We start from the raw sequence: 21,520 nt of genomic DNA, 5'->3' as shown, positions 1-21,520 counted from the left end.
CTCAGTTCGTCCCCGGGCGGTCAGCATAGGGGTCGGGGATGCCGAGATGCGCCAGGATCTGCGTCTCCAGCGCTTCCATCTCCTCCGCGTCGTCGTCGTCCTCGTGGTCGTAGCCGATCAGATGCAGGAAACCGTGCACGGCGAGATGGCTCAAATGATGATCGAATGGCTTGTGTTCCTCGTCCGCCTCGCGCCGCATGGTCTCGTAGGCGATCGCGATGTCGCCAAGCATGCGCGGCGCATCGCCCGGCTTCCATTCGCCCTCGGGCTGGAGCGCGGGGAATGACAGCACATTAGTTGGCTTATCGATGCCGCGCCAGTTGCCGTTGAGGGTGCGGATGCCGGCGTCATCGGTCAGCATCACAGCCACTTCCGCGTCGGCGACGTCTTCGTCGACGCTCTCGGCGGCTGCCGCAAGCGCGCGCTGGATCACGGTCTCGGAATCGGGCTCGCTCTGCCAGCAATCGGCGACGACGAGGACCTCGGTGATGGGAAGGTTGGGATGGGACATTGTGCTGTCTGGGACGAAAAGGCGCCGTCCGCGCCCGCTTGGTCCGGCTGTTGTCTCGTCAGGATTGACCGGTGGCCGGCCGCTGCGGCGACCCTTCGTAGGCGGCGACGATCCGCGCCACGAGCTCGTGGCGGATCACGTCCTCGGCTTTGAAATGCACTTGCGCAATCCCCTCGACCCCGTTCAGGAGCCGGGTTGCTTCCGCCAGTCCCGAGGTCTGGCCGTTCGGCAGGTCGATCTGAGAGGGATCACCCGTCACGATCATGCGGCTGTTCTCGCCAAGGCGGGTCAGGAACATCTTCATCTGCATCGACGTGGTGTTCTGCGCCTCGTCCAGGATGATGGCGGCGTTGGTGAGCGTGCGGCCGCGCATGAAGGCGAGCGGTGCGATCTCGATCTCGCCGGTCTGGAGCGCCCGCTCGACGATGCGCGCATCCATGAGATCGTAGAGCGCGTCGTAGATCGGCCGCAGATAGGGATCGACCTTCTCGCGAAGATCGCCGGGCAAAAAGCCGAGCCGCTCGCCGGCTTCCACCGCCGGACGCGACAGGATGATCTTGTCGACCTCCTTGCGCTCGAACAGCTGCGCGGCATGCGCGACCGCGAGCCAGGTCTTGCCGGTGCCGGCGGGACCGATGCCGAACACCAGCTCGTGGCGCTTCAGCGCGCGAATGTAGGAATCCTGCGCGGCCGTGCGCGCGCGCACCGGGCGCTTGCGCAAATTGATGCTGTCGAAGGTCGATTTGGCCGATTTGGCGTCGAACTCGAAGAGCGAGCCCTGGGCGATCACGGCCCGGATCGCGCCGTCGACCTCGCCCTGGTCGAGATCCTGTCCCTTCACGGCTTGCGCGTAGAGCGTCTCCAGCACGCGGCGTGCGGCATCGCAGCCGTCGCGCGTGCCGCCGATGGTGATGTGGTTGCCCTTGGAGTCCACGACCACGCCGAGGCGCCGCTCGATCTGCGCGAGATGCTGGCCGTAGGGGCCGACCAGCGCGGAAGCGGCACGGTTGTCGTCGAAGTCGATGACGACCTGGGTCTCGGGCGGAACTTGCATGTCGCGGTCAAATTTGCGGCTGGGAGCGAACGAAGGCGAATCCGATGCGCTTTTTGGCAAGGGTTCAGGCTCCAGTGGCTTGCGATAAAGCGGGCTCGCGCGCGTTGCGCGGCGTCACGAGCTCGCCGAGAAAGCTGTAGCGTTCGAGGCTGTCGATCCGGACCGACAGGATCTGTCCGATGATGTCGGCCGAGGCCATCACATGCGCGGGCTGGAGGTAAGCGGTGCGGCCGACGATCTGGCCTTCCTTGCGGGCTGGACGCTCGAACAGCACGTCCACCGTTGAGCCAATCGCAGCCTTGTTGAAGGCCGATTGCTGGCTGTCGATCAGTTCCTGGAGCCGCTCCAATCGCTGGTCCATCTCGGCGGGGGACACCGTCTCCTGCATATCCGCGGCCGGCGTTCCCGGCCGGGCGGAGTATTTGAACGAATAAGCCGCAGCGTAGCCGATTTGCGTGACGAGCGCGAGAGTGGCGAGAAAATCTTGCTCGCTCTCGCCGGGGAAGCCGACGATAAAATCTGATGAAAAAGCAATGTCTTGGCGTGCGGTGCGGAAACGATCGATGACCCGCCGGTAATCATCGGCGGTATGTTTGCGGTTCATGGCGGCCAGAATCCGGTCCGAGCCCGACTGCACCGGCAGGTGCACGAACGGCATCAGCGGGCCGAGATCGCGATGGGCCGCAATCAAACTGTCATCGACGTCGCGGGGATGGCTGGTCGAATAGCGCAGCCGCGCGATGCCCGGGATTTGCGCCAGATGCTCGAGCAACCGGCCGAGCGGCCAGGTTTTTCCGTCCGGCCCCTCGCCGTGATAGGCGTTGACGTTCTGCCCGATCAGCGTCAGCTCGCGCACGCCGTTGTCGGCGAGCCGCTTCACGTCCTCCACGATCTTTGCCACCGGACGGGAAACTTCGGCGCCGCGCGTATACGGCACGACGCAGAACGTGCAGAACTTGTCGCAGCCTTCCTGCACAGTGACGAAGGCGGAGATGCCGCGCGCGCGAATCGCGTCGGGCTTCGGCTGCGCCAGGAAGCCGAACTTGTCCTGAGCGGGAAATTCGGTCTCGATCGCGCGACCCTCGTCGCTCGCGCGCTTCAACAGCTCGGGCAGATGATGATAGCTCTGTGGTCCGACCACGACGTCGACGACGGGCGCGCGGCGCACGATTTCTTCGCCCTCGGCCTGTGCCACGCAGCCCGCGACCGCAATCTGCATCGCGCGGCCGCCCCGCCCCGCCTCGTCCTTGGCCACGCGCAGCCGGCCGAGTTCGGAATAGACTTTTTCCGAGGCCTTCTCGCGGATATGGCAGGTGTTGAGGATAACGAGGTCGGCGTCATCAACGCTGGCCGTCTCCACGAATCCTTCCGGAGCCAACGTGTCCACCATGCGCTGCGCATCGTAGACATTCATCTGGCAGCCATATGATTTGATGTGCAGCTTGCGCGGCGGCGTCATGGAACCCGGAATTGAGGTGGAGGACGGCCCTCAGATATAGGCTGGAGCGGCGAAAATCCAGCGAATGGCGCCCCCTTGGGCCGTCATTCCGGCGCGACGCAGTCGCAAAGTCCGGAATCCAGAGGTTTTGGCGCGATTCCGGGTTCACGCGCCTCGCGCCGACCCGGATGGCGGTCAGAGACCGAAAATCAGCCCGCCAGGGCCTTCGCCTCGGCCCGCCGGATCAGCTCCGGCAGCCGATGCATGTCGGCAAAGAGCAGGTCGGCGCCGGCTTGGCGCAGCGTTTCGGCGTAGCCGTCGCGGCAATGGCTGCCACCGTAAAAGCCGAACACCGCCATCCCGGCCGCCCGGGCGCCGGCAATCCCGGCCAGGCTGTCCTCGATCACGACACAGCGCCCCGGCGGCACGCCCATCTGCTTTGCCGCGAACAGGAACAGGTCCGGCGCCGGCTTGCCGTTCTTCACCTGCGAGGCCGAGAAGATGTTCGGCGCGAGGCGTTCGTAGAGGCCCGTGCTCCCCAGGCTCACGCGCATGCGCTGGTGCGAGCCGCTCGAGGCGACGCAGACGTGCTGGGTAACGATATCGAGCGCATCATGGATGCCGCGGATCGCTTCGAGGTCGGCCTCGAAGGAGCGGAATAGCTCGTCCTGCAGATCGCCGTGATAGGCCTCGGGCAGCTTGCGACCGAGCTCGGTCTCAATCTCGAGATTGGCCTGCCGCGTCGAGCGGCCGAGGAAGCGCTCGAACACCTGATCCGACGTGATCGGATAGCCGTGCCTGGTCAGCACATCCGCATGCGCACGACAGGAGATCACCTCGCTGTCCACGAGCACGCCGTCGCAGTCGAAGATGATGAGATCGATAGGCACTAAACTAAGACGTCGGCTTGTCGTCGTCGAGCGGGACGCAATAGAGCTCGAGCCGGTGATCGACCAGCTTGTAGCCGAGCTTGCGGGCGATCTCGGCCTGGAGCTTCTCGATCTCCTCCGAGGTGAACTCGATCACCTTGCCGTCGCGCAGGTTGATGAGGTGGTCGTGATGGCTGTCGCGCATCGTCTCATAGCGCGCGCGGCCCTCGCGGAAATCGTGGCGTTCGATGATGCCCGCATCCTCGAACAGCTTCACCGTTCGGTAGACCGTCGAGATCGAGATCTTGTCGTCGACGGCGACGCAGCGCCGGTACAGTTCCTCGACGTCAGGATGATCGACCGATTCCGCGAGCACGCGGGCGATGACGCGGCGCTGCTCGGTCATGCGCATGCCGGTGGCGGCGCACCGTGCCTCGATGCCGGACGCCTTGGATGCGGAAGAAGTTTTCAGTGCGGTCATGATTGTCTGCCTGACGGGGCGCTTTCTGCCATCAATGTTACGCCAAGTCACGTCGCATCAGAAGGGCGTTCAGCTGTTCCCCGGTCGGCTGCTTATAGTAGCGTTCGCGCCGTCCGACCACCGTGAATCCGGCCCGATCGTAGAGTCGGCGCGCCGGTTGGTTATTTTCCTCGACTTCGAGAAATATTGTGCGCACGCCGCGTCCCGCGAGATGGCCGAGATGGGTCATCAGCAGCGTGCGGGAGAGACCCCGGCCGCGATGAGCCTGATCGACCGCGATCGAGAGGATTTCCGCTTCGTCCGCGCCGATCCGCGACACCGCAAAGCCGATCGTCTTGCGGCCGAGACGCAAGCGATGCACCAGCGTGTTGCGCTCGCTGATCATGGTCTCAAACTCGCCTTCGCCCCAGCCGCGTGCGAAGCAGGCGCGGTGAAGCTGCGCCAGCCGTGCGGCATCGCGCGCGGACGCGGGCTCAACGGCGGCGGTGCCGCCGCGCCACCATTGCGACAACCATCTCATCATGAGATTGCGGCTTTTGCTGCGAGCTGTGGCTGCGCGGCCGGCTTGGCATCGGGCGCGCGCAGATAGAACGGCCGCGCTGGGGTCGTGTCGGGATTGGCCGCGGCGCCGAGCCAGGCGACCCAGCCGATATCAGGCGCAGCCTGTGCGTCGACCGCGACGGGTTGCGGTGCATCCTTCGGCCAGCGCTCGGCGAGAATGTTTGCTGCATTGCCGACTAGATGCGGCGCGCCGAATTGCGAGGCCGCGATCGCCTCATCGATGCCGGCGACCCTCGGTCGCACCAGCTGGCTGCCGTCGCCGGCGACGATCTGGAAATAGACATGGTCGTGCCGCGCGTCGATCGCGGAGATCACGGGCGCCGATCTGTTCTGGCCGACGACGGCGGCGGCATAGGCCGACAAGGTGGTCAGGCCGATGGCCGGCCGCTTGGCCGCGAGCGCAAAGCCGCGCGCCGCCGAAATACCGACGCGTAGGCCGGTGAAGCTGCCGGGACCGACCGTGACCGCGATGCGGTCGAGCACGGTGAAGCTGAGCTCTGCCGATTTCATCACCCGCGCGATCAGCGGCATCAGGGCTTCGGCATGCCCGCGCTTCATCGGCACCGATTCCTGCGCGCGCAGCTCGGCCGTTTCGGTGTCGAGCACCGCGGCCGCGCAGGCGTCGAGCGCAGTATCGATGGCGAGGATCAGCATAACGCGATCATAGCATTGGCAATTGGATGATGCCTAAAGTTCTGGCCGTCATGGCCGGGCTTGACCTGGCCATCCACGACTTTGCGGCCCCAAAAAACGTGGATGCCCGGGACAAGCCCGGGCATGACGGCGCGAAATCGATGCGCAGACCGTGCAACTCACATCGGCCGGACTTCGATGACGTCGGGCACGAAATGCTTCAAGAGGTTCTGGATCCCGTGCTGGAGCGTTGCGGTGGACGACGGGCAGCCCGAGCAGGCGCCCTTCATGTTGAGATAGACGATACCGTCCTTGAAGCCGCGGAAGGTGATGTCGCCGCCGTCATTGGCGACCGCCGGCCGCACGCGGGTCTCGATCAGGTCCTTGATCATGTCGACCGTCTCGGCATCGGCCTCATCGAAGAACTCGTCCTCGTCGTCGAGCTCGGCATCGCTTTGCGCTGTGCCGTCGGCGAGCAGCGGCGCGCCGGACATATAGTGCTCCATGATGGCGCCGAGGATTGCGGGCTTGAGCTGCTGCCACTCACCGCTCGCCTTGGTCACGGTGATGAAGTCCGATCCGTAGAACACTCCGGTGACGCCGGGCACGTCGAACAGCTTTTCGGCGAGGGGCGAGCGGCTTGCGGCTTCGCGGCTCGAAAATTCCATTGGGCTGCCGTCGACGACGACGCGGCCGGGAATGAACTTCAGCGTGGCGGGATTGGGGGTGGCTTCGGTTTGAATGAACATGGTTCTCTCCAGACGTCGCCGGTTCAAGGCCGGCGCGTGCTCTCTTCCCTAGCAGATGGCGATGGGGAACGCACGATCAAGGGGAGAAGAGACATTAGTTAATGAAAATCAGAGACTTGGGCCATTTACCCTCCCCTGGAGGGGGAAGGTCGCTACGCATGAAGCGAAGCGCAATGCATAGCGGGGTGTCTCTCCAAGGATGCGGTGCCCGAGCGGAGAGATCACCCCACCCCGTCACCCGTCTCGCTTCGCTCGATCGCGTGCCGACCCTCCCCCTCCAGGGGAGGGTAAGAGGCACCGCTACGACAGCGAGTCCACGCTTTGGTCACTCAGCGCACCCGAGATGATCGTCACAGGAACGGGAAACGTTCCAAGCGCATGCGTAAGCAGCGAGACCAATGGCCCCGGTCCCTCCGCACCAGGACTTGCGGCCAGCACCAGCATGGCGATGTCGGGGTCCTCGTCGATCACTGCGAGCAGCTGTTCCATCGCGGCGCCTTCCCGGATCACCCGTTCCGGCGTGATCGCCGCGATCCCGTTGGCTCTCCCGGCGGCGCGGTCGAGCGCGGCTTCCGCCGCTTCATGCGCCTCGGCGCGCATGATGTCGGCGACGCCCAGCCATTCCTGGCTCTGCTGGTTGGGCTCGATGATGCGAAGCATCACCACGCCGCCGCCGCCGCGGATCGCCCAGCGGCTGGCGTAATAAACCGCGCGATCCCATTCGGCGGTGTCATCGACGACGACGAGGCATTTGGGCTTGTGACCCGGCTCGAAGCAAAGTCGCTTGCTGGTCATGCATGTCCCGGCGTGCGCACGGCTGGCATGCTGCCACACTCCCGCAATGTTTGGGAGAGGGGAGTGGCCGGCGCTATGACGCCGGCCAGACGCGTTGATCAGCGCTGGCGGATGAAGCCGACGATGTCTTTCGAAAGCTTCATCGTTTCGTCGGCGATGGCGCGGGCCCGGTCCGAGCCTTCGTTCAGGATCGCGTCGATATGGCCGGGGTCGGCCACGAGGCGCTTCATCTCGCCCGCGATCGGCGCGAGCTTGGTCACGCACAGCTCGGCCAGCGCGTTCTTGAAGCTGGAGAACTGGCCGCCGCCGAAATCGCGCAGCACGTCGGCTTTGGAGCGGCCGGAGAGCGCGGCGAAGATGCCGACGAGATTGTCGGCTTCGGGGCGTGCCTCCAGGCCCTTCTCCTCGGTCGGCAGCGGCTCCGGATCGGTCTTCGCCTTGCGGATCTTCTGCGCGATGGTGTCGGCATCGTCGGTCAAATTGATGCGCGAATTGTCCGACGCATCGGACTTCGACATCTTCTTGGTGCCGTCGCGCAGGCTCATCACGCGCGTTGCCGGACCCGTGATCAGGGGTTCCGGCAGCGGGAAGAACAGGCCGTCATTGCCGCCCTGGCTGCGGATCGAGTCGCCGAAATCGTTGTTGAACTTCTGCGCGATGTCGCGCGACAGCTCGAGATGCTGCTTCTGGTCCTCGCCGACGGGCACGTGGGTGGCGCGGTAGAGCAGGATGTCGGCCGCCATCAGCACGGGATAATCGAACAGCCCGACCGAGGCGTTCTCGCGGTCCTTGCCGGCCTTCTCCTTGAACTGGGTCATGCGGCCGAGCCAGCCCATGCGCGCGACGCAATTGAAGATCCAGGCGAGCTCGGCGTGTCCCGAGACCTGGCTCTGGTTGAACACGATGTGCTTCCTGGGATCGATGCCGGCAGCGATGAACGCCGCGGTCACCTCGCGGGTGTTGCGCGTGAGCTCGGCCGGCCCGCCCCAGACGTCGACCCCTTGCGTGATCGCGTGCATGTCGACGACGCAATAGATGCAGTTGTGGGTCTCCTGCATCTTCACGAAGTTGACGATCGCGCCGAGGTAATTGCCGAGATGCAGATTGCCCGTCGGCTGGACGCCCGAAAATACCCGTTCAACGAATGGCATGGTTAGTTTTCCTGGCAAGCCTTCCTGAAGCTATTCGGCCGTCGTTTCCAACAGCGGCGCAGCCCCGTCAAGGGCAATTCGGGCGGCTCGCGATTTAGGCCGGTCGTTTCGACGCGTTAACCGCCTCGCGCCAGGAGGCTGCGCCGAGAATTTGCAGGAGCAGGCCGTAGACCACGATCCCGGTCGCGATCTGCACACCCAGCGCGACGAATTTGATGAAGCCATGGGTCTCGGCAGGTACGAGACCCCTGGTCAGCCAGAGCAGGGCGCCCATCGCCGAGGCGGCCAGCACGATCCGCGGCAATCGCGTGCGGGCGCTCGCGTCAACCGAGAAGCCGAACTCGCTCGTGCCTTTCCGGAGCAGCGAGAGCGCGCTGCTCCAGGCACCGGCCGCGATACTCGCCGCGATCCCGCTCGCGCCGAAGACATGACCGAGCAGGAGCGCGAGTACGACGGTCACCACGAAACCGTTGGCGATTGCGCGCAGCGGCGTCATCGTGTCGCTGCGGGCATAGAAGGCCGGTGACAGCGCCTTGATCAGCACATGCGCCGGCAGGCCCAGCGCCAGCCAGACCAGTGCTTGCGCGGTGGCCGCGCTGTCATCGTCGCTGAAGGCGCCGTGCTCGAACAATAGCCGTACGATCGGGTCGGCCAGCACGATCAGACCGAACGTGGCCGGCACGGCGAGGCCAGTCGCCAGCTCCAGCGCACGCGATTCCGCGTGCGCCACCGCGACGTGGTCGCCGCTACCGACCGCGCGGGTCAGCTCCGGCACCAGCACCGTACCCATGGCGACGCCGACGATGCCAAGCGGCAGCTCGACCAAGCGGTTGGCGAAATAGAGCCAGGATACGGCCGACGGTGTTGCGGAGGCGATGATCGCGCCCGCGACGATCAGCCATTGCGGGCCCGAGCTTGCGATCATGCCGGGAATAGCTTTGGCAAAAAAGGCCCGCATCTCCTTGTCAAAACTCACGCGCAGTGGCGTTGCAAGGCGCGCGCTTCGCTGCGATAGCAGCATCAGCAATTGCAGCAGACCGGCAATACCGACGGTGGCGGCGAGCATCCACCCAGCGAGGGCCGCATCGGCGTGCCACAGCAACAGCGCCGCGATCGCGGCGATCAGCGCGATGTTGAACAGCAGCGGCGAGAACGCCGTCAGCGCAAACCGCCCTTGCGCGTTGAGCAGCCCCATCAGCACGGTGACGGGGCCGGCGAAAGCGAGATAAGGCAGCATCAGCCGCGCGTTCTGCACGGCGAGATCGAGCGTCCCGCTACCGAGAAATCCCGGCGCGATCACCGTGATGATCAGCGGCATCAACACTGCAATGCCGATCGAGATCGCGACCAGGGCCGCGCAGACCGTGCCGAGCACCCGTCCCGCGAATGCCGCCGCAGCCGTCTCGTCATCGCGGTCGCGGACGCGCAACCAGGCCGGGACCAGCGCCGCATTCAGCGCCCCCTCGCTGAGCAGCCGGCGCACCACGTTGACGAGTTGAAACGCGGCCAGGAACGCGTCCGCCACGGCGCCGGTGCCGAGCAGCGCCGCAATCAGGGAATCGCGGGCAAAGCCCAGCAGCCGCGAGGCCAGCGTTCCCGTCGAGACGGTCAGGAAGGAGCGGATCATCGGGCGCAATAATACCGTTGCTTGCCCGCGAAGGGCTGGTCGTGATAGGCCGCGAACCGGATTTCAGGCCGACAGGAAGCGGATTTCCCCGGTAATCGCAATCGGGCAACAGGATCAAGGTGAATGGCTGACGTGAAATATGACGTTCTCGGCATCGGCAACGCGCTGTTCGACGTGCTGGTCAGGACCGACGAGGCCTTTTTGGCCAAGCATGGCATGACCAAGGGCAGCATGTCCCTGATCGACGAGGCACGGGCGGCCGCCATCTACAAGGACATGGGCCCGGCGACCGAAGTCTCGGGCGGCTCGGCCGCCAACACCATCGTCGGCATCGGCAGCTTAGGGGCACGCGCCGCTTATGTCGGCAAGGTCAAGGACGACCAGATCGGCAAGCTCTATATCCACGACATCCGCGCCGCCGGGGTCGCTTTCAACACGCCAGCCGCAACGGACGGCCCCGCCACCGGCTGCTCCTACATCCTGGTCACCGGCGACGGCGAGCGCACCATGAACACCTATCTCGGCGCGGCGCAGGATCTGTCGCCCGCCGATATCGATCCAGCCGAGGTCGCTGGCGCCAGCATCGTCTACCTCGAAGGCTATCTCTGGGACCCCAAGAACGCCAAGGACGCCTTCGTCAAGGCGGCCAAGATCGCCCATGACGCCAAGCGCAAGGTGGCGCTGACGCTGTCCGATTCCTTCTGCGTCGATCGCTATCGCGACGAGTTCCTGTCCTTGATGCGCAACGGCACCGTCGACATCGTGTTCGCCAACGAGGCCGAGCTGCATTCGCTCTACACGACCTCCGACTTCGATACCGCGCTGAAGCAGCTGCGCAACGACGTCAATCTCGGCGTCGTCACCCGCAGCGAGAAGGGCTGCATGGTGGTGTCAGCGGAAGATTCCGTTGCCGCGCCGGCATTCCCGGTGGAGAAGGTGGTCGACACCACCGGCGCCGGCGACCTCTTCGCCGCGGGTTTCCTCTATGGCCTGGCGCGCAATCTGCCCTACAAGCAGTGCGGCCAGCTCGGTGCGCTCGCGGCCGCCGAAGTGATCCAGCACATCGGCGCCCGCCCGCAGGTATGGCTTAAGGAGCTCGCGGAGCAGCGTGGGGTGATGGATTAGCTTTTACCTCCCCTGGAGGGGGAGGGTCGATCGCGCGCAGCGCGAGCGGGGTGGGGTGACGGTCTTTCAGCACGTTCGGTGGTGCGTTCTGGCCCGCGTGCATTCGCGGCTGTTGCATGGCCTTCTATATGAGATCTTCGCCGCGGCCTCACCCCACCTCGGCTCGCATGCAGCTTTACTACATGCGAACCGATCCTCCCCCTCCAGGGCAGGATGGGAGTTCACGTCTCTGCCGCCGTCTCACTTCGACACGGCCGATCCGCCGCGAATGGCGAGAGCATCAGCTCCTCACGCCGCCTTCTGCCCGCTCCCAGCAGCATCGAGCCCGGCGTAAACCCCTCGCTCGAAGCCCGCGAACGCCTCCAAACATTTCGCGTCGGCGAACGGCAACAGCTGCATCAGGATGACGCCGGTGACGTCGCGCGAAGGGTCGATCCAGTAATAGGTGTTGGCGAGGCCCGCCCAAGCCAGGCTGCCTGCGCTACGCCCTTCCGCCGTCTTGGCGGTGTTGATCATGAAGCTGAGACCCCACTTCTTGATCTGCTCCGGGTAGAGATCGACGTCATTGGTGTACATCGGCGCCGCCGTGGTCATCTTGCCCATGGCAAGATCGCCGATGTGGTTCTGCCCCATCGTCGCGACCGTCTCCGCCTTCAGCACCTGGTTGCCGTTGCCGCGGCCCTTGTTGAGAATCATCTGGGTGAATTTGATATAGTCGCCGGCGGTCGAATAGAGGCCGCCACCCCCCATGTGGAATTCCGGCTCCTGTTCGAGCTCGAACGGGATCGATGCGAGCTGGCCGTCCTCGCCGCGCGCATGCATGCCGACCAGGCGCTTGCGCATGCTGTCGGTGATCTTGAAGGCGGTGTCGCTCATGCCGAGCGGCGCGAACATATTTTCGCGCAAATAGGCATCGAGCCGCTTGCCGCTGACGGCCTCCACCGCCTTGCCGACGAAATCGATATTGGTGCCGTATTCCCAGCGCGTGCCGGGATCGGTCATGATAGGCGTCTTCAGCGCCGCGTTCTGGCAGGTGGTAATGGCGGGAATGCCGGTCTTGTCCAGATAGACCGCGAGATCGCCGTTCCACATGTTGTAGCAGAAGCCGGCGGTGTGGGTCATGAGCTGGCGCAGCGTGATCTGCCCCTTAGCTGGCCGCAACTTCGGCTCGCCCTTGGCGTCGAAACCTTCGAGCACTTGCGGCTCGGCAAGATCGGGCAGGACTTCACCGATCGGCGCATCCAGCGACAGCTTGCCCTGTTCGACGAGCTGCATCGCGCCGGCAGTGGTCACCGCCTTCGTCATCGATGCGATCCAGAACACGCGGTCCGCAGTCATCGCGTCGGGCTTCGATAGGTCGCGCTTGCCGAACGCACCCTGATACAGCACGTCGTTGCCGCTGGCGGCGATGGCGACGACGCCGGGAATCTCCTTGGCGTCGCTCTTCTGACGCAGAACTTCGTCGATCTGGGCTTGGCTTTGCATGCGGGTTTCCTCCGGTTTGATTATTGTTGGAAGTGATCGATTGTCCTCCCGGAGGTCGCGTGCAGCAAGCATCTCAACTGCCGCGGCGGTCGCGATGTCGTGACTTGACGGCCCGCGACCAGCACAGCACGACAGCGGCTGAACGGTGACGCAATCTGCGGTGGACGACCGCGCTTCGCGCTCACCTTGGATGGCTTGAGGCAATATGTTTCGTGAGTTTTCGAACGCTTGAAACATTTCGTGAGCTGTCGCGTTCAGAACCCGGCCCGATCGATGGACCGATTAAGACTTGATGCAAATGTTGCCGACCGTGGCCGGGCGGCGAGGGGGACCTCAGATGATTTCGACCTGGAGTGAATGGAAGCGCTATCCCCGTCCCGGGCGGGGCGAGAATCTGGAGGCGCCTATTTCGCCAGGGATCTACGAAGTCCGCATCGCCGGCACCGGCGCGCTGTATTCCTTCGGCGCGGTCGACAACCTGGCGCAGGCGCTCGCACTGCTGCCGGTCGGTTCAAAATCCTGGTTCGGTCGCCGCGACACCTCTCATGCCCCCGATCTTGAATACCGCACCTGTGCGACATCCTCGAAGGCGGACGCCAAGGCCGCAGCCGAGCGCATGATCGGCCGGCGCGAGACTTACCTGAGCGGCGCGGCCTAGCTACGGCGATCGCGATGCCTTACCTCTCCCCGCTGGAGAGAGATAAGGGACCTGCGGCTCTCAGTTTAACTCCCAGCAGATGTGCGTTGCCGGGCGGTGCATTGCGCGCCGTCTGCCCCTATATTCCGGGCCGATCCGATCGCGCCCTGAGGAGTAACGCCATGACCCCGACCGCCGCCGCCCGCGCCCCGCAAGCCTCGTCCAATCTGCGCGACCGGTTGAAGGACCCGTCGCTGCTGAAGGAAGCCTGTTACATTGATGGCGTCTGGGTCGGCTCGCCGGTTTTCGCCGTCAACAATCCCGCCACCGGCGTCGAGCTTGCAAAAGTCCCGCAACTTGGCGCGGACGATACCACCAAGGCGGTAGAAGCCGCCGAGCGCGCGTTTCCGGCCTGGGCCAAGCTCACCGCCAAGCAGCGCTCCAACATCTTGCGCAAATGGTTCGAGCTGATCGTCGCCAACCGCGAGGACCTCGCGCTGATCCTCACCTCCGAGCAGGGCAAGCCGCTCGCCGAGGCGCTCGGCGAGGTCGATATCGGCGGCGCCTATGTCGAGTTCTTCGCGGAGGAGGCGAGGCGCGTCTATGGCGAGACCATTCCGACGCAGCGGAGCGATGCGCGGCTGCTCGCGATCAAGCAGCCGATCGGCGTCTGCGGCGCGATCACGCCGTGGAATTTCCCGAACTCGATGATCACGCGAAAGGTCTCGCCGGCGCTCGCGGCCGGCTGCACCGTGGTGCTGAAGCCCGCGAACGAAACGCCACTCTCGGCGCTGGCGCTCGCGGCGCTTGCCGAGAAGGCTGGTGTGCCCAAAGGCGTGTTCAACATCATCACGGGCGACGCGCCGCCGATCGGCAAGGTGCTGTGCGAGCATCCGGCGGTGCGTTTCGTCGGCTTCACCGGCTCGACCGCCGTCGGCAAGATCCTCTACCAGCAGGCCTCCGTCGGCGTGAAGCGGCTCGGCCTCGAGCTTGGCGGCAACGCTCCGTTCGTGGTGTTCGACGATGCCGACATCGATGCCGCAGTCGAAGGCGCCATCGTCTCGAAATACCGCAATATGGGCCAGACCTGCGTCTGCGCCAACCGGCTCTATGCCCAGGACGGGATCTACGACGAGTTCGTGCAGAAGCTGTCGAAGAAGGTCGCGGCGATGAAGATCGGCGACGGGACCGAGAGCGGTGTCACGCAGGGTCCGCTGATCAACATGAAGGCGGTCGACAAGGTCGAGCGCCATATCGCCGACGCCGTCAAGCGCGGAGCAAAGGTCGTCACCGGCGGCAAGCGCAGCGAGCTTGGACGCTCGTTCTTCGAGCCGACGGTGCTTGCCGACGTCAAGCCGGACTCGCTGGTGTCGCAGGAGGAAACCTTCGGTCCGCTCGCGCCCGTCATCCGCTTCAAGGACGAAGCGGATGTCATCGCGATGTGCAACGCCTCGCCGTTCGGCCTCGCCTCTTACTTCTACTCCCGCGATCTCGGCCGCGTCTGGCGCGTCGCCGAAGCGCTGGAATCCGGCATGGTCGGCGTCAACACCGGCCTGATCACCACCGAGGTCGCGCCCTTCGGCGGCGTCAAGGAGAGCGGCCTCGGGCGCGAAGGCTCACATCACGGCATGGACGAATATGTCGAGATCAAATACGTGATGATGGCGGGGGTGTAGGCCCGCCGTTGTCGTCGCGAATGTGAGCCAGGCAGGAATGCTGGAGGGGCCGACCGGCCTCTCCGCGTCATTGCGAGCGGAGCGAAGCAATCCAGAATCCCTCCGCGGAAAGACTCTGGATTGCTTCGCTGCGCTCGCAATGACGGAGCTGCGGTAACAGTCCCGCCTAAATCTTCAGCTCTTTCCCCGTCACGCGCCGATACGCTTCCAGATATCGCTTGCTGGTCGCCTCCACCACGCTCGCCGGCAGCGGGGGCGGTGGGGCGTCGCCGTTCCAGCGGCCGGCGCGGCGCTCGACGTCGAGATAGTCGCGCAAGGGTTGCTTGTCGAAGCTCGCCTGCGGCTGGCCGGGCTTGTACGTATCGACCGCCCAGAAGCGCGAGGAATCCGGCGTCATGACTTCGTCGATCAGGATGATGCGGCCGTCCTTGTCGCGCCCGAACTCGAACTTGGTGTCGGCGATGATGATGCCCTGCTCGCGGGCCAGCTCCTCGCCGAGCGTGTAGATCGCGCGCGTCATGCTCTCCAGCGTGTAGGCAACCTCGTCGCCGACCACGGCGCGCATCTTGGCGATGGTGATGTTCTCGTCATGGCCGCTCTCGGCCTTGGTTGCCGGGCTGAAGATAGCAGGCTCCAGCTTCTCGCTCTCGACGAGCCCCGTCTTCAGCTTCTCGCCGGCCAGCGTGCCGCTGGTGGCATATTCCTTCCAGGCCGAGCCCGAGAGATAACCGCGGATCACGCATTCGATCGGGAACACGGTGGTGCGCTTGCACAGCATGGCGCGACCGAGAATCTCGGCGCGGTGGGGCATCAAGGCCGGCACGGCCGAGATGATCGCGTCGGTGTCGGCGCTGATCATGTGATGCGGCACCACGCCCTCCAATTCGTTGAACCAGAACGCGCTGATTTGAGTCAGCACCGCGCCCTTCATCGGGATGGTCTCGCCCATCACGACGTCGAAGGCGCTGATGCGGTCGGTGGTGACGAGCAGCAGACGGTCGTCGTCGACGGCGTAGATGTCGCGCACCTTGCCGCGTCCGATCTTGGGGAGCGGCAGGTCGCTTGAGAGCATGGTGGTCATCGGCAAAGCCTTCGCACAAGGAATCCGGCCGCGGCTGACAGCGCGGCCGGAAACCGGGATAGCCTATTCCGGCAGCGGAATGAACTCATGTTCCTGCGGAACTGCGGCGAAGCGGCCGGTTTTCCAGTCCTGCTTGGCCTGCTCGATCCGCTCCTTGCTGGAGGAGACGAAATTCCACCAGATATGGCGCGGGCCCTCCAGTGCATCGCCGCCGAGAAACATCATCCGCGTGGCCTTCAGGGCCTTCACCGTAATGCGGTCGCCGGGGCGGAAGATTAAGAGCCGCGGCCCCTCGTAGCGCTCGTTCGCGATCTCGACCTCGCCGTCGACCACGTAGATCGCGCGTTCCTCGTGATCGGGATCGAGCGGCACGCTCGCGCCCGCTGCCGCCGTGACCTCGGTGTAGAACCAGGGCGACACCATCGTAACAGGCGAGGCGATGCCGAATGAGGAGCCCGCGATCACCCGCGCGGTGAAGTCGCGCTCGGAGACCATCGGCAGGTCGCCGGCGGCATAGTGCTGGAATGACGGCGCGATCTCTTCAGATCCGGCCGGCAGTGCGATCCAGCTTTGCAAGCCGAGCATCTTCTGACCCGAGGCGCGCTGCGCGTCGGGCGTGCGCTCGGAATGGGCGATGCCGCGCCCTGCGGTCATGAGGTTCATCGCGCCGGGCGCGATCTCCTGGACATTGCCTTCGCTGTCGCGATGCATGATCGCGCCGTCGAACAGATAGGTGACGGTGGCAAGCCCGATGTGCGGATGCGGCCGCACGTCCATGCCCTTGCCGGAGACGAACTGCACCGGCCCAAAATGATCGAAGAAGATGAAGGGCCCGACCATCTGCCGCTTGCCATGCGGCAATGCGCGCCGCACCACGAATCCGTCGCCGAGATCGCGCGTGCGCGGCACGATGACGAGATCGAGCGCATCGCAGGACATGGGATCGCCGAGCACGGGATCATTGGAGGGTTGCCAGCTCATGGGTGGGCTCCTTTTGACTTTCTTCGGCGCGATCGTAGCACGATTTCGCATCGCCGTCGCGTCAGAGCCTGCTGTCATGCCCCGCGAAGGCGGGGCATCCAGTGCGCTGCAGCCTTTCGGTTGAATCGCAACCGTCTCGGAGTACAGGATCGCCCGGTCCCGTCTCCGCAACGCTGCGCCGGGCCCACAGCAATGCTCGGCCGGCGAAGCTTGAGCGAAGACGGCAAGCCGGGAGATGACAGTTGTGGTGCGGATGGTCCTTGAAAAAATATGCCTGACGAAGGATGTTCGCCTGATTTCAACCGCGACCGTCGCATCGCCGATGACATTTGCCGCAACAGAACTCGCCTTTCGCGCCGCGTCCGTGGCGCTGCTGCTTGTGCTTGGGGCCTCGCTCGTCGCGGATTTCCGCAACGTCCTCGCGGCCCGGCTTGGCGCGGCCTTCGCACTTGGATCGGCCGCGCATGCGGCGAGCTATTCGGTCGGCGTGTCGTCGCTGGCGCCGGCCTCGCATGCGCCGCTGATTGCATTGTCGACGGGCAACATCGTGGTGTTCTGGCTGTTCACGCGCGCGCTGTTCGACGACGAGTTTCGCCTGCGCTGGTGGCACGGATTGATCTGGGGACTGGTGACCGCGTTCAGCTTCGCTAACTGCCTCTGGGTCGCACCGGGCGGAAGCGTTCGGCTCGCCGTCACCATCGTCAATCTGATCGTGCTCGGCTTCATTGCGCTCGCGGTGACACAGGCAATCAAGTCGTGGTCGACCGATCTGGTCGAGCGCCGTCGCCGCGTTCGCGTCTTCATCGTCTGCGGGGCCGCGCTCTATGGCGGGGTGAACGCGCTGCTCCAGATTGGCGTGGCCGGCACGGAGGTTGGCGATATCGCCAACACGATCAATGCGGGCGTGCTCGCCTGCATCGTTGCGGCCATCGCCTATGCGATGATGCGCGTCGATGGCGCCGACCTGTTTCCGATTGCTGCTGAAACAGCGCCGCCGATTGTTTTGAGCCAACCCCCGGCGGCAGAGGACGCCGCCGACCAGAAGCTCACCGACGCCCTGATGCGGCTGATGGCGGACGAGCGGATCTATCGCCAGGAGAACATCACTATCGGCGCGCTGGCGAACCGGCTGAAAATTCCCGAATACCGGCTGCGCCGGCTGATCAACCAGCGGCTCGGCTATCGCAACTTCAATGTGTTCCTGAATAATCACCGGATCGAGGAAGCCAAGGCCGCGCTCGCCGATCCCGCCCAGGCCGAGGTCCCCGTCATCACCATCGCCATGGATGCCGGCTTCCAGTCACTCGGTCCCTTCAACCGCGCCTTCAAGGCGGTGACCGGCGTGACCCCGACGGAATATCGGCGGCTCAAGGCCAGCCCGGCGTGATGGGCTCTTCGCCTCTCCCCGCAAGCAGGGCGAGGGGACTGAGCGCCGTTGCCGCAGCATTCCCTATAATTCTGAAATAGCTCACTTATTTCAAAATCGGCCAGCCCATGCACAATTCCGGCGAGGCCGTTTTCCAAATCCGGCGAGCAGTCCTCCCACGCCTCCTGCTTCGTCTCCGGCACACGCCCCCAAGCCGGAGACAGCCCGTGACCTGCCGCCACAAGATCGTCCTCCTCACCACCATCGCCTGCGCCGGCCTCGCGCTCGGTGCTGCGCGCGCCCGCGACGTGCCGAAGGTCGCCACCGGCTTTGTCGCCGGCATCCTGTGCTCTGAGACCTTCGTCTCCGGCCTCGATCCGCGGCGCGCCTTCACCGAAACCAACGATGCGATGCCCGGGACCGGCCTGATCAGCTGGGCGATGGACTACCGGATCGATCGCGTGCGCAAGGACGTTACGGTGACACTGTTTGGCCTCGGCCGCAGCCATGCCGTCTATCGCGAGGGGCTCGGCTGCACGCTCGCGCATAGCGAGCCGCTCGCCGAAGTCATGCCGCCGCTGGACGACAGGCAGCCCGGGCTGCTTCCAGAGATCGCCGGCCCCGCGATCGTGCCGCCGCAAAGTCCCGAGGTTGCTGCCGCGCTCGACCGCGCCTTTGCCGAGCCGGCGCAGCCGCCCCATCGCCGCACCCGCGCGGTCGTCGTGGTGAAGGCGGGCCGCGTCATCGCCGAGCGTTACGCCGACGGTATCGGACCGGAGACGCCGCTGCTCGGCTTCTCCATGACCAAATCGGTGATATCGGCGCTCACGGGCGTGCTGGTGCGCCAGGGCAAGCTGAAGCTCGACGGACCTGCGCCGGTCGTCGCCTGGAACGATCCGGATGATCCGCGCCATGCCATCAGCGTGGATCAATTGCTGCGCCACACCGCAGGGCTCGCGCTCGGCAGTTCGTTGCAGGCCTCGCTCGGCTCCGCCTTCGAGCCGGTCAACCGCATGAAGTTCGTCGAAGGCGACATGGCGGCCTATGCCGCGAGGATGCCGCTGGCAACCACGCCGGGCGCGGCGTGGAATTATCACGACGGCAACACCATGCTGCTCTCGCATCTGATCCGCAACGCGGCCGGTGGAACTCCCGCAGATGCACTGCGCTTCGCGCGCCGCGAATTGTTCGTCCCGCTCGGCATGCGCCATGTCACGCTCCAGCTCGACGGTGCCGGTACAATCGAGGGCTCGAGCGAGATGCTGGCATCGGCGCGGGACTGGGCGCGCTTCGGCCAGTTCTATCTCAATGACGGCATCGCCGGCGGCCAGCGCATCCTGCCCGAGGGCTGGGTGAGCTATTCGTCCTCGCCCACGCCGAAGGCCTGGGTCGGCATCGGCGCCGGCTTCTGGACCAACCTGGGCGGCAGTTTCGGCGCGAAGTTTCGCATCGCGCGCGGCTGGCCGCGCGATGCCTTTTTCGCCAAGGGCACGATCGGGCAGTACACCATCGTGATCCCCTCGGAGCGGCTGGTGATCGTGCGGCTGGGACGTTCGCCGAACTGGCCGCCTGAAGCGGACGGCGTGTTCGATCTCGTGCGCGACGTCGTAGAAGCAACGCGCGAGAAGGGGAAGGTAGCCGGGATGAATTGATGAAAGCAGAGCGAAGTGCCGCCTTTTCTTCCTTCTCCCCTTGTGGGAGAAGGTGGCGCGAAGCGCCGGATGAGGGGTCTGCATCCGCGAGTTCAACTGCTGAAGAGTTTGCGGAGGCAGACCCCTCACCCGTCTCGCGGCTACCGCGGCGAGCCACCCTCTCCCGCGAGGGGAGAGGGTGCAGCGTTCGTGTTGCGAGAGCTTACGACCTTCCCAGCTCCGTGGCCTTCGCCACCCGGTCGAACCGCTCCAGCGTCATGATCGCATCTGCAAACTTCTCCGCCCGCGCGTTCAGCACGGGCCGCGCCAGCGTCAAAAATTTCTGCTGCATTGCCTGCGTGTCCGGAAACGAATTCGGTTCGCCCGACGGATCGGCATAGAGCCGCTCATGCACGCCATCGTCCGTCGTGATGCTGACGCGGGCGCCGAACGGATGGGTGCGGCCGATTTCGAGCCGGTCGTCCTGCACGACGTCGAACTTGTCGGCGAGCGCGTCGATGGCGGCATCGCCGAGGCGGCTGTAGTCGTCCCAACCAAATGAGCCCTGGTCCAGCGCGAGCGCGCCGGTGAAGAACATCGAGAACTGACCGCCGACGATCGAGGTCGGATGCCGCTTGGTGGCGGCATCGCCGGTCAGCGTGATGCCGTTGCGATGCAGGCCGATCTCGACGCGCTTGACCTGGTCCGGCGTCAGATTGTGCTCGCGCCGCATCGCGATCAGCGCGTCGATTGCGGCATGGGTGTAGCGGCAGCTCGGATAGGGTTTGACGCCGATCTTCATGGTCTCGTAGCTCTTGCCGAGCTCGGCGACCGCCTTGCCCGGATGCGCGTCGTCAGTGTAGCCGGCGAGCAGGCCGTGCTTGCCCTCGACCGATTCCGTCGCGCCGACGAAATCGTTGCGCGCCAGTGTCGCGGCGATGACGCCGTTCATTGCGGCGGTGCCGACCTGGTAGCGCTTGTTCCAGGCGCCGTTCACCAGGAATTGCAGCGATCCGGCGGCCTGGCTGCCGGAGACGCCGAAGGCGGCGATGATCTGTTGCTCGGAGAGGCCGAACAGTTTTGCGGCGGCCGCGGCCGCACCATAGGTGCCGGCGGTCGCAGTCGGATGGAAGCCGCGCGCATAATGCGAGGTCGGATCGAGCGCATTGCCGAGCCGGCAGCAGACCTCATAGCCCGCGACGATCGCCGTCAGCACGTCGCGGCCCGACGCGCCGACCATCTCGCCGACCGCGAAGGCGGCCGGCACCACCGGAGCGCTCGGATGCAGCGAGGAATCGGCGTGGGTGTCGTCGAAATCGAGCGAATGTCCCAACGCGCCGTTGAGCAGGGCCGCCACCGCTGGCGTCCAGGTCTTGCTGTCGCCGAATACGGTGGCCTCCCCCTTGGTGTCGAGCGCGAGGGCTTCTAGCGTCTTCAGCATCGACGGGGTCGATTCCGCCTCGTTGCGGGCGCGGATGGCGCTGCCTAGGAAATCCAGCGTCAGCACTTTGGCGCGATCCAGCACCTCCGCCGGAATATCCTGGTATTTCAGATTGAAGACATAGGCGGCGAGCGTTGCGGTTTCGTGGGCCATCGTGTTTCCTCGTTTTGGCCGGCAAGTTAGGCGGGCTGATTTCGCCTTTCAAGCGGCCATGCCGGGGCGGGCATC

The 21,520-nt window shown here is 65.1% G+C and carries 20 protein-coding genes; 5 read left to right on the top strand and 15 right to left on the bottom strand.

What is annotated here, in order from left to right; all coding sequences use genetic code 11:
- Window position 1: 1 nt before the first annotated feature.
- From ybeY to murJ, 11 genes are all read right to left on the bottom strand, one after another.
- Window positions 2-511 carry an rRNA maturation RNase YbeY gene (ybeY, locus tag IVA96_RS24680; RefSeq protein WP_247276474.1) on the bottom strand — a complete coding sequence of 170 codons (510 nt, stop codon included), beginning with the start codon at window positions 509-511 and terminating at the stop codon, window positions 2-4.
- A gap of 58 nt (window positions 512-569) precedes the next feature.
- Window positions 570-1,565: a PhoH family protein gene (locus IVA96_RS24675; RefSeq protein WP_247276473.1), complete on the bottom strand. Its 996-nt coding sequence runs from the start codon at window positions 1,563-1,565 to the stop codon at window positions 570-572.
- Window positions 1,566-1,629: 64 nt separating this feature from the next.
- Complete coding sequence (miaB, locus tag IVA96_RS24670) at window positions 1,630-3,024, bottom strand: tRNA (N6-isopentenyl adenosine(37)-C2)-methylthiotransferase MiaB (RefSeq protein ID WP_247419776.1); 1,395 nt, start codon at window positions 3,022-3,024, stop codon at window positions 1,630-1,632.
- A 188-nt stretch (window positions 3,025-3,212) separates the two neighbouring features.
- Window positions 3,213-3,893 carry an HAD family hydrolase gene (locus IVA96_RS24665; RefSeq protein WP_247276471.1) on the bottom strand — a complete coding sequence of 227 codons (681 nt, stop codon included), beginning with the start codon at window positions 3,891-3,893 and terminating at the stop codon, window positions 3,213-3,215.
- A gap of 4 nt (window positions 3,894-3,897) precedes the next feature.
- Window positions 3,898-4,353, bottom strand: coding sequence for a Fur family transcriptional regulator (locus IVA96_RS24660; RefSeq protein WP_247276470.1), 456 nt, complete (start codon window positions 4,351-4,353; stop codon window positions 3,898-3,900).
- Between the two features lie 37 nt (window positions 4,354-4,390).
- The gene (rimI, locus tag IVA96_RS24655; RefSeq protein WP_247419772.1) at window positions 4,391-4,876 is read right to left on the bottom strand and encodes a ribosomal protein S18-alanine N-acetyltransferase; all 486 of its coding nucleotides are present in this window, start codon (window positions 4,874-4,876) and stop codon (window positions 4,391-4,393) included.
- On the bottom strand, window positions 4,873-5,568 hold the full coding sequence (gene tsaB, locus IVA96_RS24650) for a tRNA (adenosine(37)-N6)-threonylcarbamoyltransferase complex dimerization subunit type 1 TsaB (protein ID WP_247419769.1): 696 nt from the start codon (window positions 5,566-5,568) through the stop codon (window positions 4,873-4,875). The genes rimI and tsaB overlap by 4 nt, the downstream gene beginning before the upstream one ends.
- 158 nt (window positions 5,569-5,726) lie before the next feature.
- Window positions 5,727-6,296 carry a NifU family protein gene (locus tag IVA96_RS24645; protein WP_247276467.1) on the bottom strand — a complete coding sequence of 190 codons (570 nt, stop codon included), beginning with the start codon at window positions 6,294-6,296 and terminating at the stop codon, window positions 5,727-5,729.
- Window positions 6,297-6,596: 300 nt separating this feature from the next.
- On the bottom strand, window positions 6,597-7,091 hold the full coding sequence (locus IVA96_RS24640; RefSeq protein WP_247419767.1) for a universal stress protein: 495 nt from the start codon (window positions 7,089-7,091) through the stop codon (window positions 6,597-6,599).
- 98 nt (window positions 7,092-7,189) lie between these two features.
- The gene (gene trpS / locus IVA96_RS24635; RefSeq protein ID WP_247419766.1) at window positions 7,190-8,242 is read right to left on the bottom strand and encodes a tryptophan--tRNA ligase; all 1,053 of its coding nucleotides are present in this window, start codon (window positions 8,240-8,242) and stop codon (window positions 7,190-7,192) included.
- Window positions 8,243-8,336: 94 nt separating this feature from the next.
- Window positions 8,337-9,869, bottom strand: coding sequence for a murein biosynthesis integral membrane protein MurJ (gene murJ, locus IVA96_RS24630; RefSeq protein WP_247419764.1), 1,533 nt, complete (start codon window positions 9,867-9,869; stop codon window positions 8,337-8,339).
- Window positions 9,870-9,992: 123 nt separating this feature from the next.
- Here murJ and IVA96_RS24625 point away from each other — a divergent pair, with 123 nt between their 5' ends.
- Window positions 9,993-10,994: an adenosine kinase gene (locus tag IVA96_RS24625; protein WP_247419762.1), complete on the top strand. Its 1,002-nt coding sequence runs from the start codon at window positions 9,993-9,995 to the stop codon at window positions 10,992-10,994.
- Window positions 10,995-11,282: 288 nt separating this feature from the next.
- Here IVA96_RS24625 and IVA96_RS24620 read toward each other — a convergent pair whose 3' ends face one another.
- Window positions 11,283-12,479: a serine hydrolase domain-containing protein gene (locus IVA96_RS24620; protein WP_247419760.1), complete on the bottom strand. Its 1,197-nt coding sequence runs from the start codon at window positions 12,477-12,479 to the stop codon at window positions 11,283-11,285.
- 337 nt (window positions 12,480-12,816) lie between these two features.
- On the opposite strand from IVA96_RS24620, the gene IVA96_RS24615 reads away from it, so the two are divergent.
- Together IVA96_RS24615 and IVA96_RS24610 are read left to right on the top strand one after the other, a co-directional pair.
- Window positions 12,817-13,137, top strand: coding sequence for a hypothetical protein (locus tag IVA96_RS24615; RefSeq protein ID WP_247419759.1), 321 nt, complete (start codon window positions 12,817-12,819; stop codon window positions 13,135-13,137).
- A gap of 161 nt (window positions 13,138-13,298) precedes the next feature.
- Window positions 13,299-14,792, top strand: a complete 1,494-nt coding sequence (locus IVA96_RS24610; protein WP_247419757.1) for an NAD-dependent succinate-semialdehyde dehydrogenase — start codon at window positions 13,299-13,301, stop codon at window positions 14,790-14,792.
- Window positions 14,793-14,958: 166 nt separating this feature from the next.
- On the opposite strand, the gene IVA96_RS24605 is transcribed toward IVA96_RS24610, so the two are convergent.
- Window positions 14,959-15,873, bottom strand: coding sequence for a phosphoribosylaminoimidazolesuccinocarboxamide synthase (locus IVA96_RS24605; protein ID WP_247419755.1), 915 nt, complete (start codon window positions 15,871-15,873; stop codon window positions 14,959-14,961).
- Window positions 15,874-15,936: 63 nt separating this feature from the next.
- Window positions 15,937-16,854 carry a pirin family protein gene (locus tag IVA96_RS24600; protein ID WP_247419754.1) on the bottom strand — a complete coding sequence of 306 codons (918 nt, stop codon included), beginning with the start codon at window positions 16,852-16,854 and terminating at the stop codon, window positions 15,937-15,939.
- Between the two features lie 322 nt (window positions 16,855-17,176).
- Between IVA96_RS24600 and IVA96_RS24595 the strand changes: the two genes are divergently transcribed.
- The gene (locus IVA96_RS24595; RefSeq protein ID WP_247419751.1) at window positions 17,177-18,241 is read left to right on the top strand and encodes a helix-turn-helix domain-containing protein; all 1,065 of its coding nucleotides are present in this window, start codon (window positions 17,177-17,179) and stop codon (window positions 18,239-18,241) included.
- A gap of 206 nt (window positions 18,242-18,447) precedes the next feature.
- The gene (locus tag IVA96_RS24590) at window positions 18,448-19,872 is read left to right on the top strand and encodes a serine hydrolase (RefSeq protein WP_247419749.1); all 1,425 of its coding nucleotides are present in this window, start codon (window positions 18,448-18,450) and stop codon (window positions 19,870-19,872) included.
- A 202-nt stretch (window positions 19,873-20,074) separates the two neighbouring features.
- On the opposite strand, the gene IVA96_RS24585 is transcribed toward IVA96_RS24590, so the two are convergent.
- A complete protein-coding gene (locus tag IVA96_RS24585) occupies window positions 20,075-21,445 on the bottom strand; it encodes an MmgE/PrpD family protein (RefSeq protein ID WP_247419747.1) in 1,371 nt (456 codons plus the stop codon).
- Window positions 21,446-21,520 lie beyond the last annotated feature (75 nt).

Origin of the sequence: Bradyrhizobium sp. 159 (assembly GCF_023073795.1) — a bacterium.
Lineage (GTDB): Bacteria > Pseudomonadota > Alphaproteobacteria > Rhizobiales > Xanthobacteraceae > Bradyrhizobium.
The sequence above is the reverse complement of the archived record's forward strand: the minus strand, read 5'-3'. Positions and strand labels throughout refer to the sequence as shown.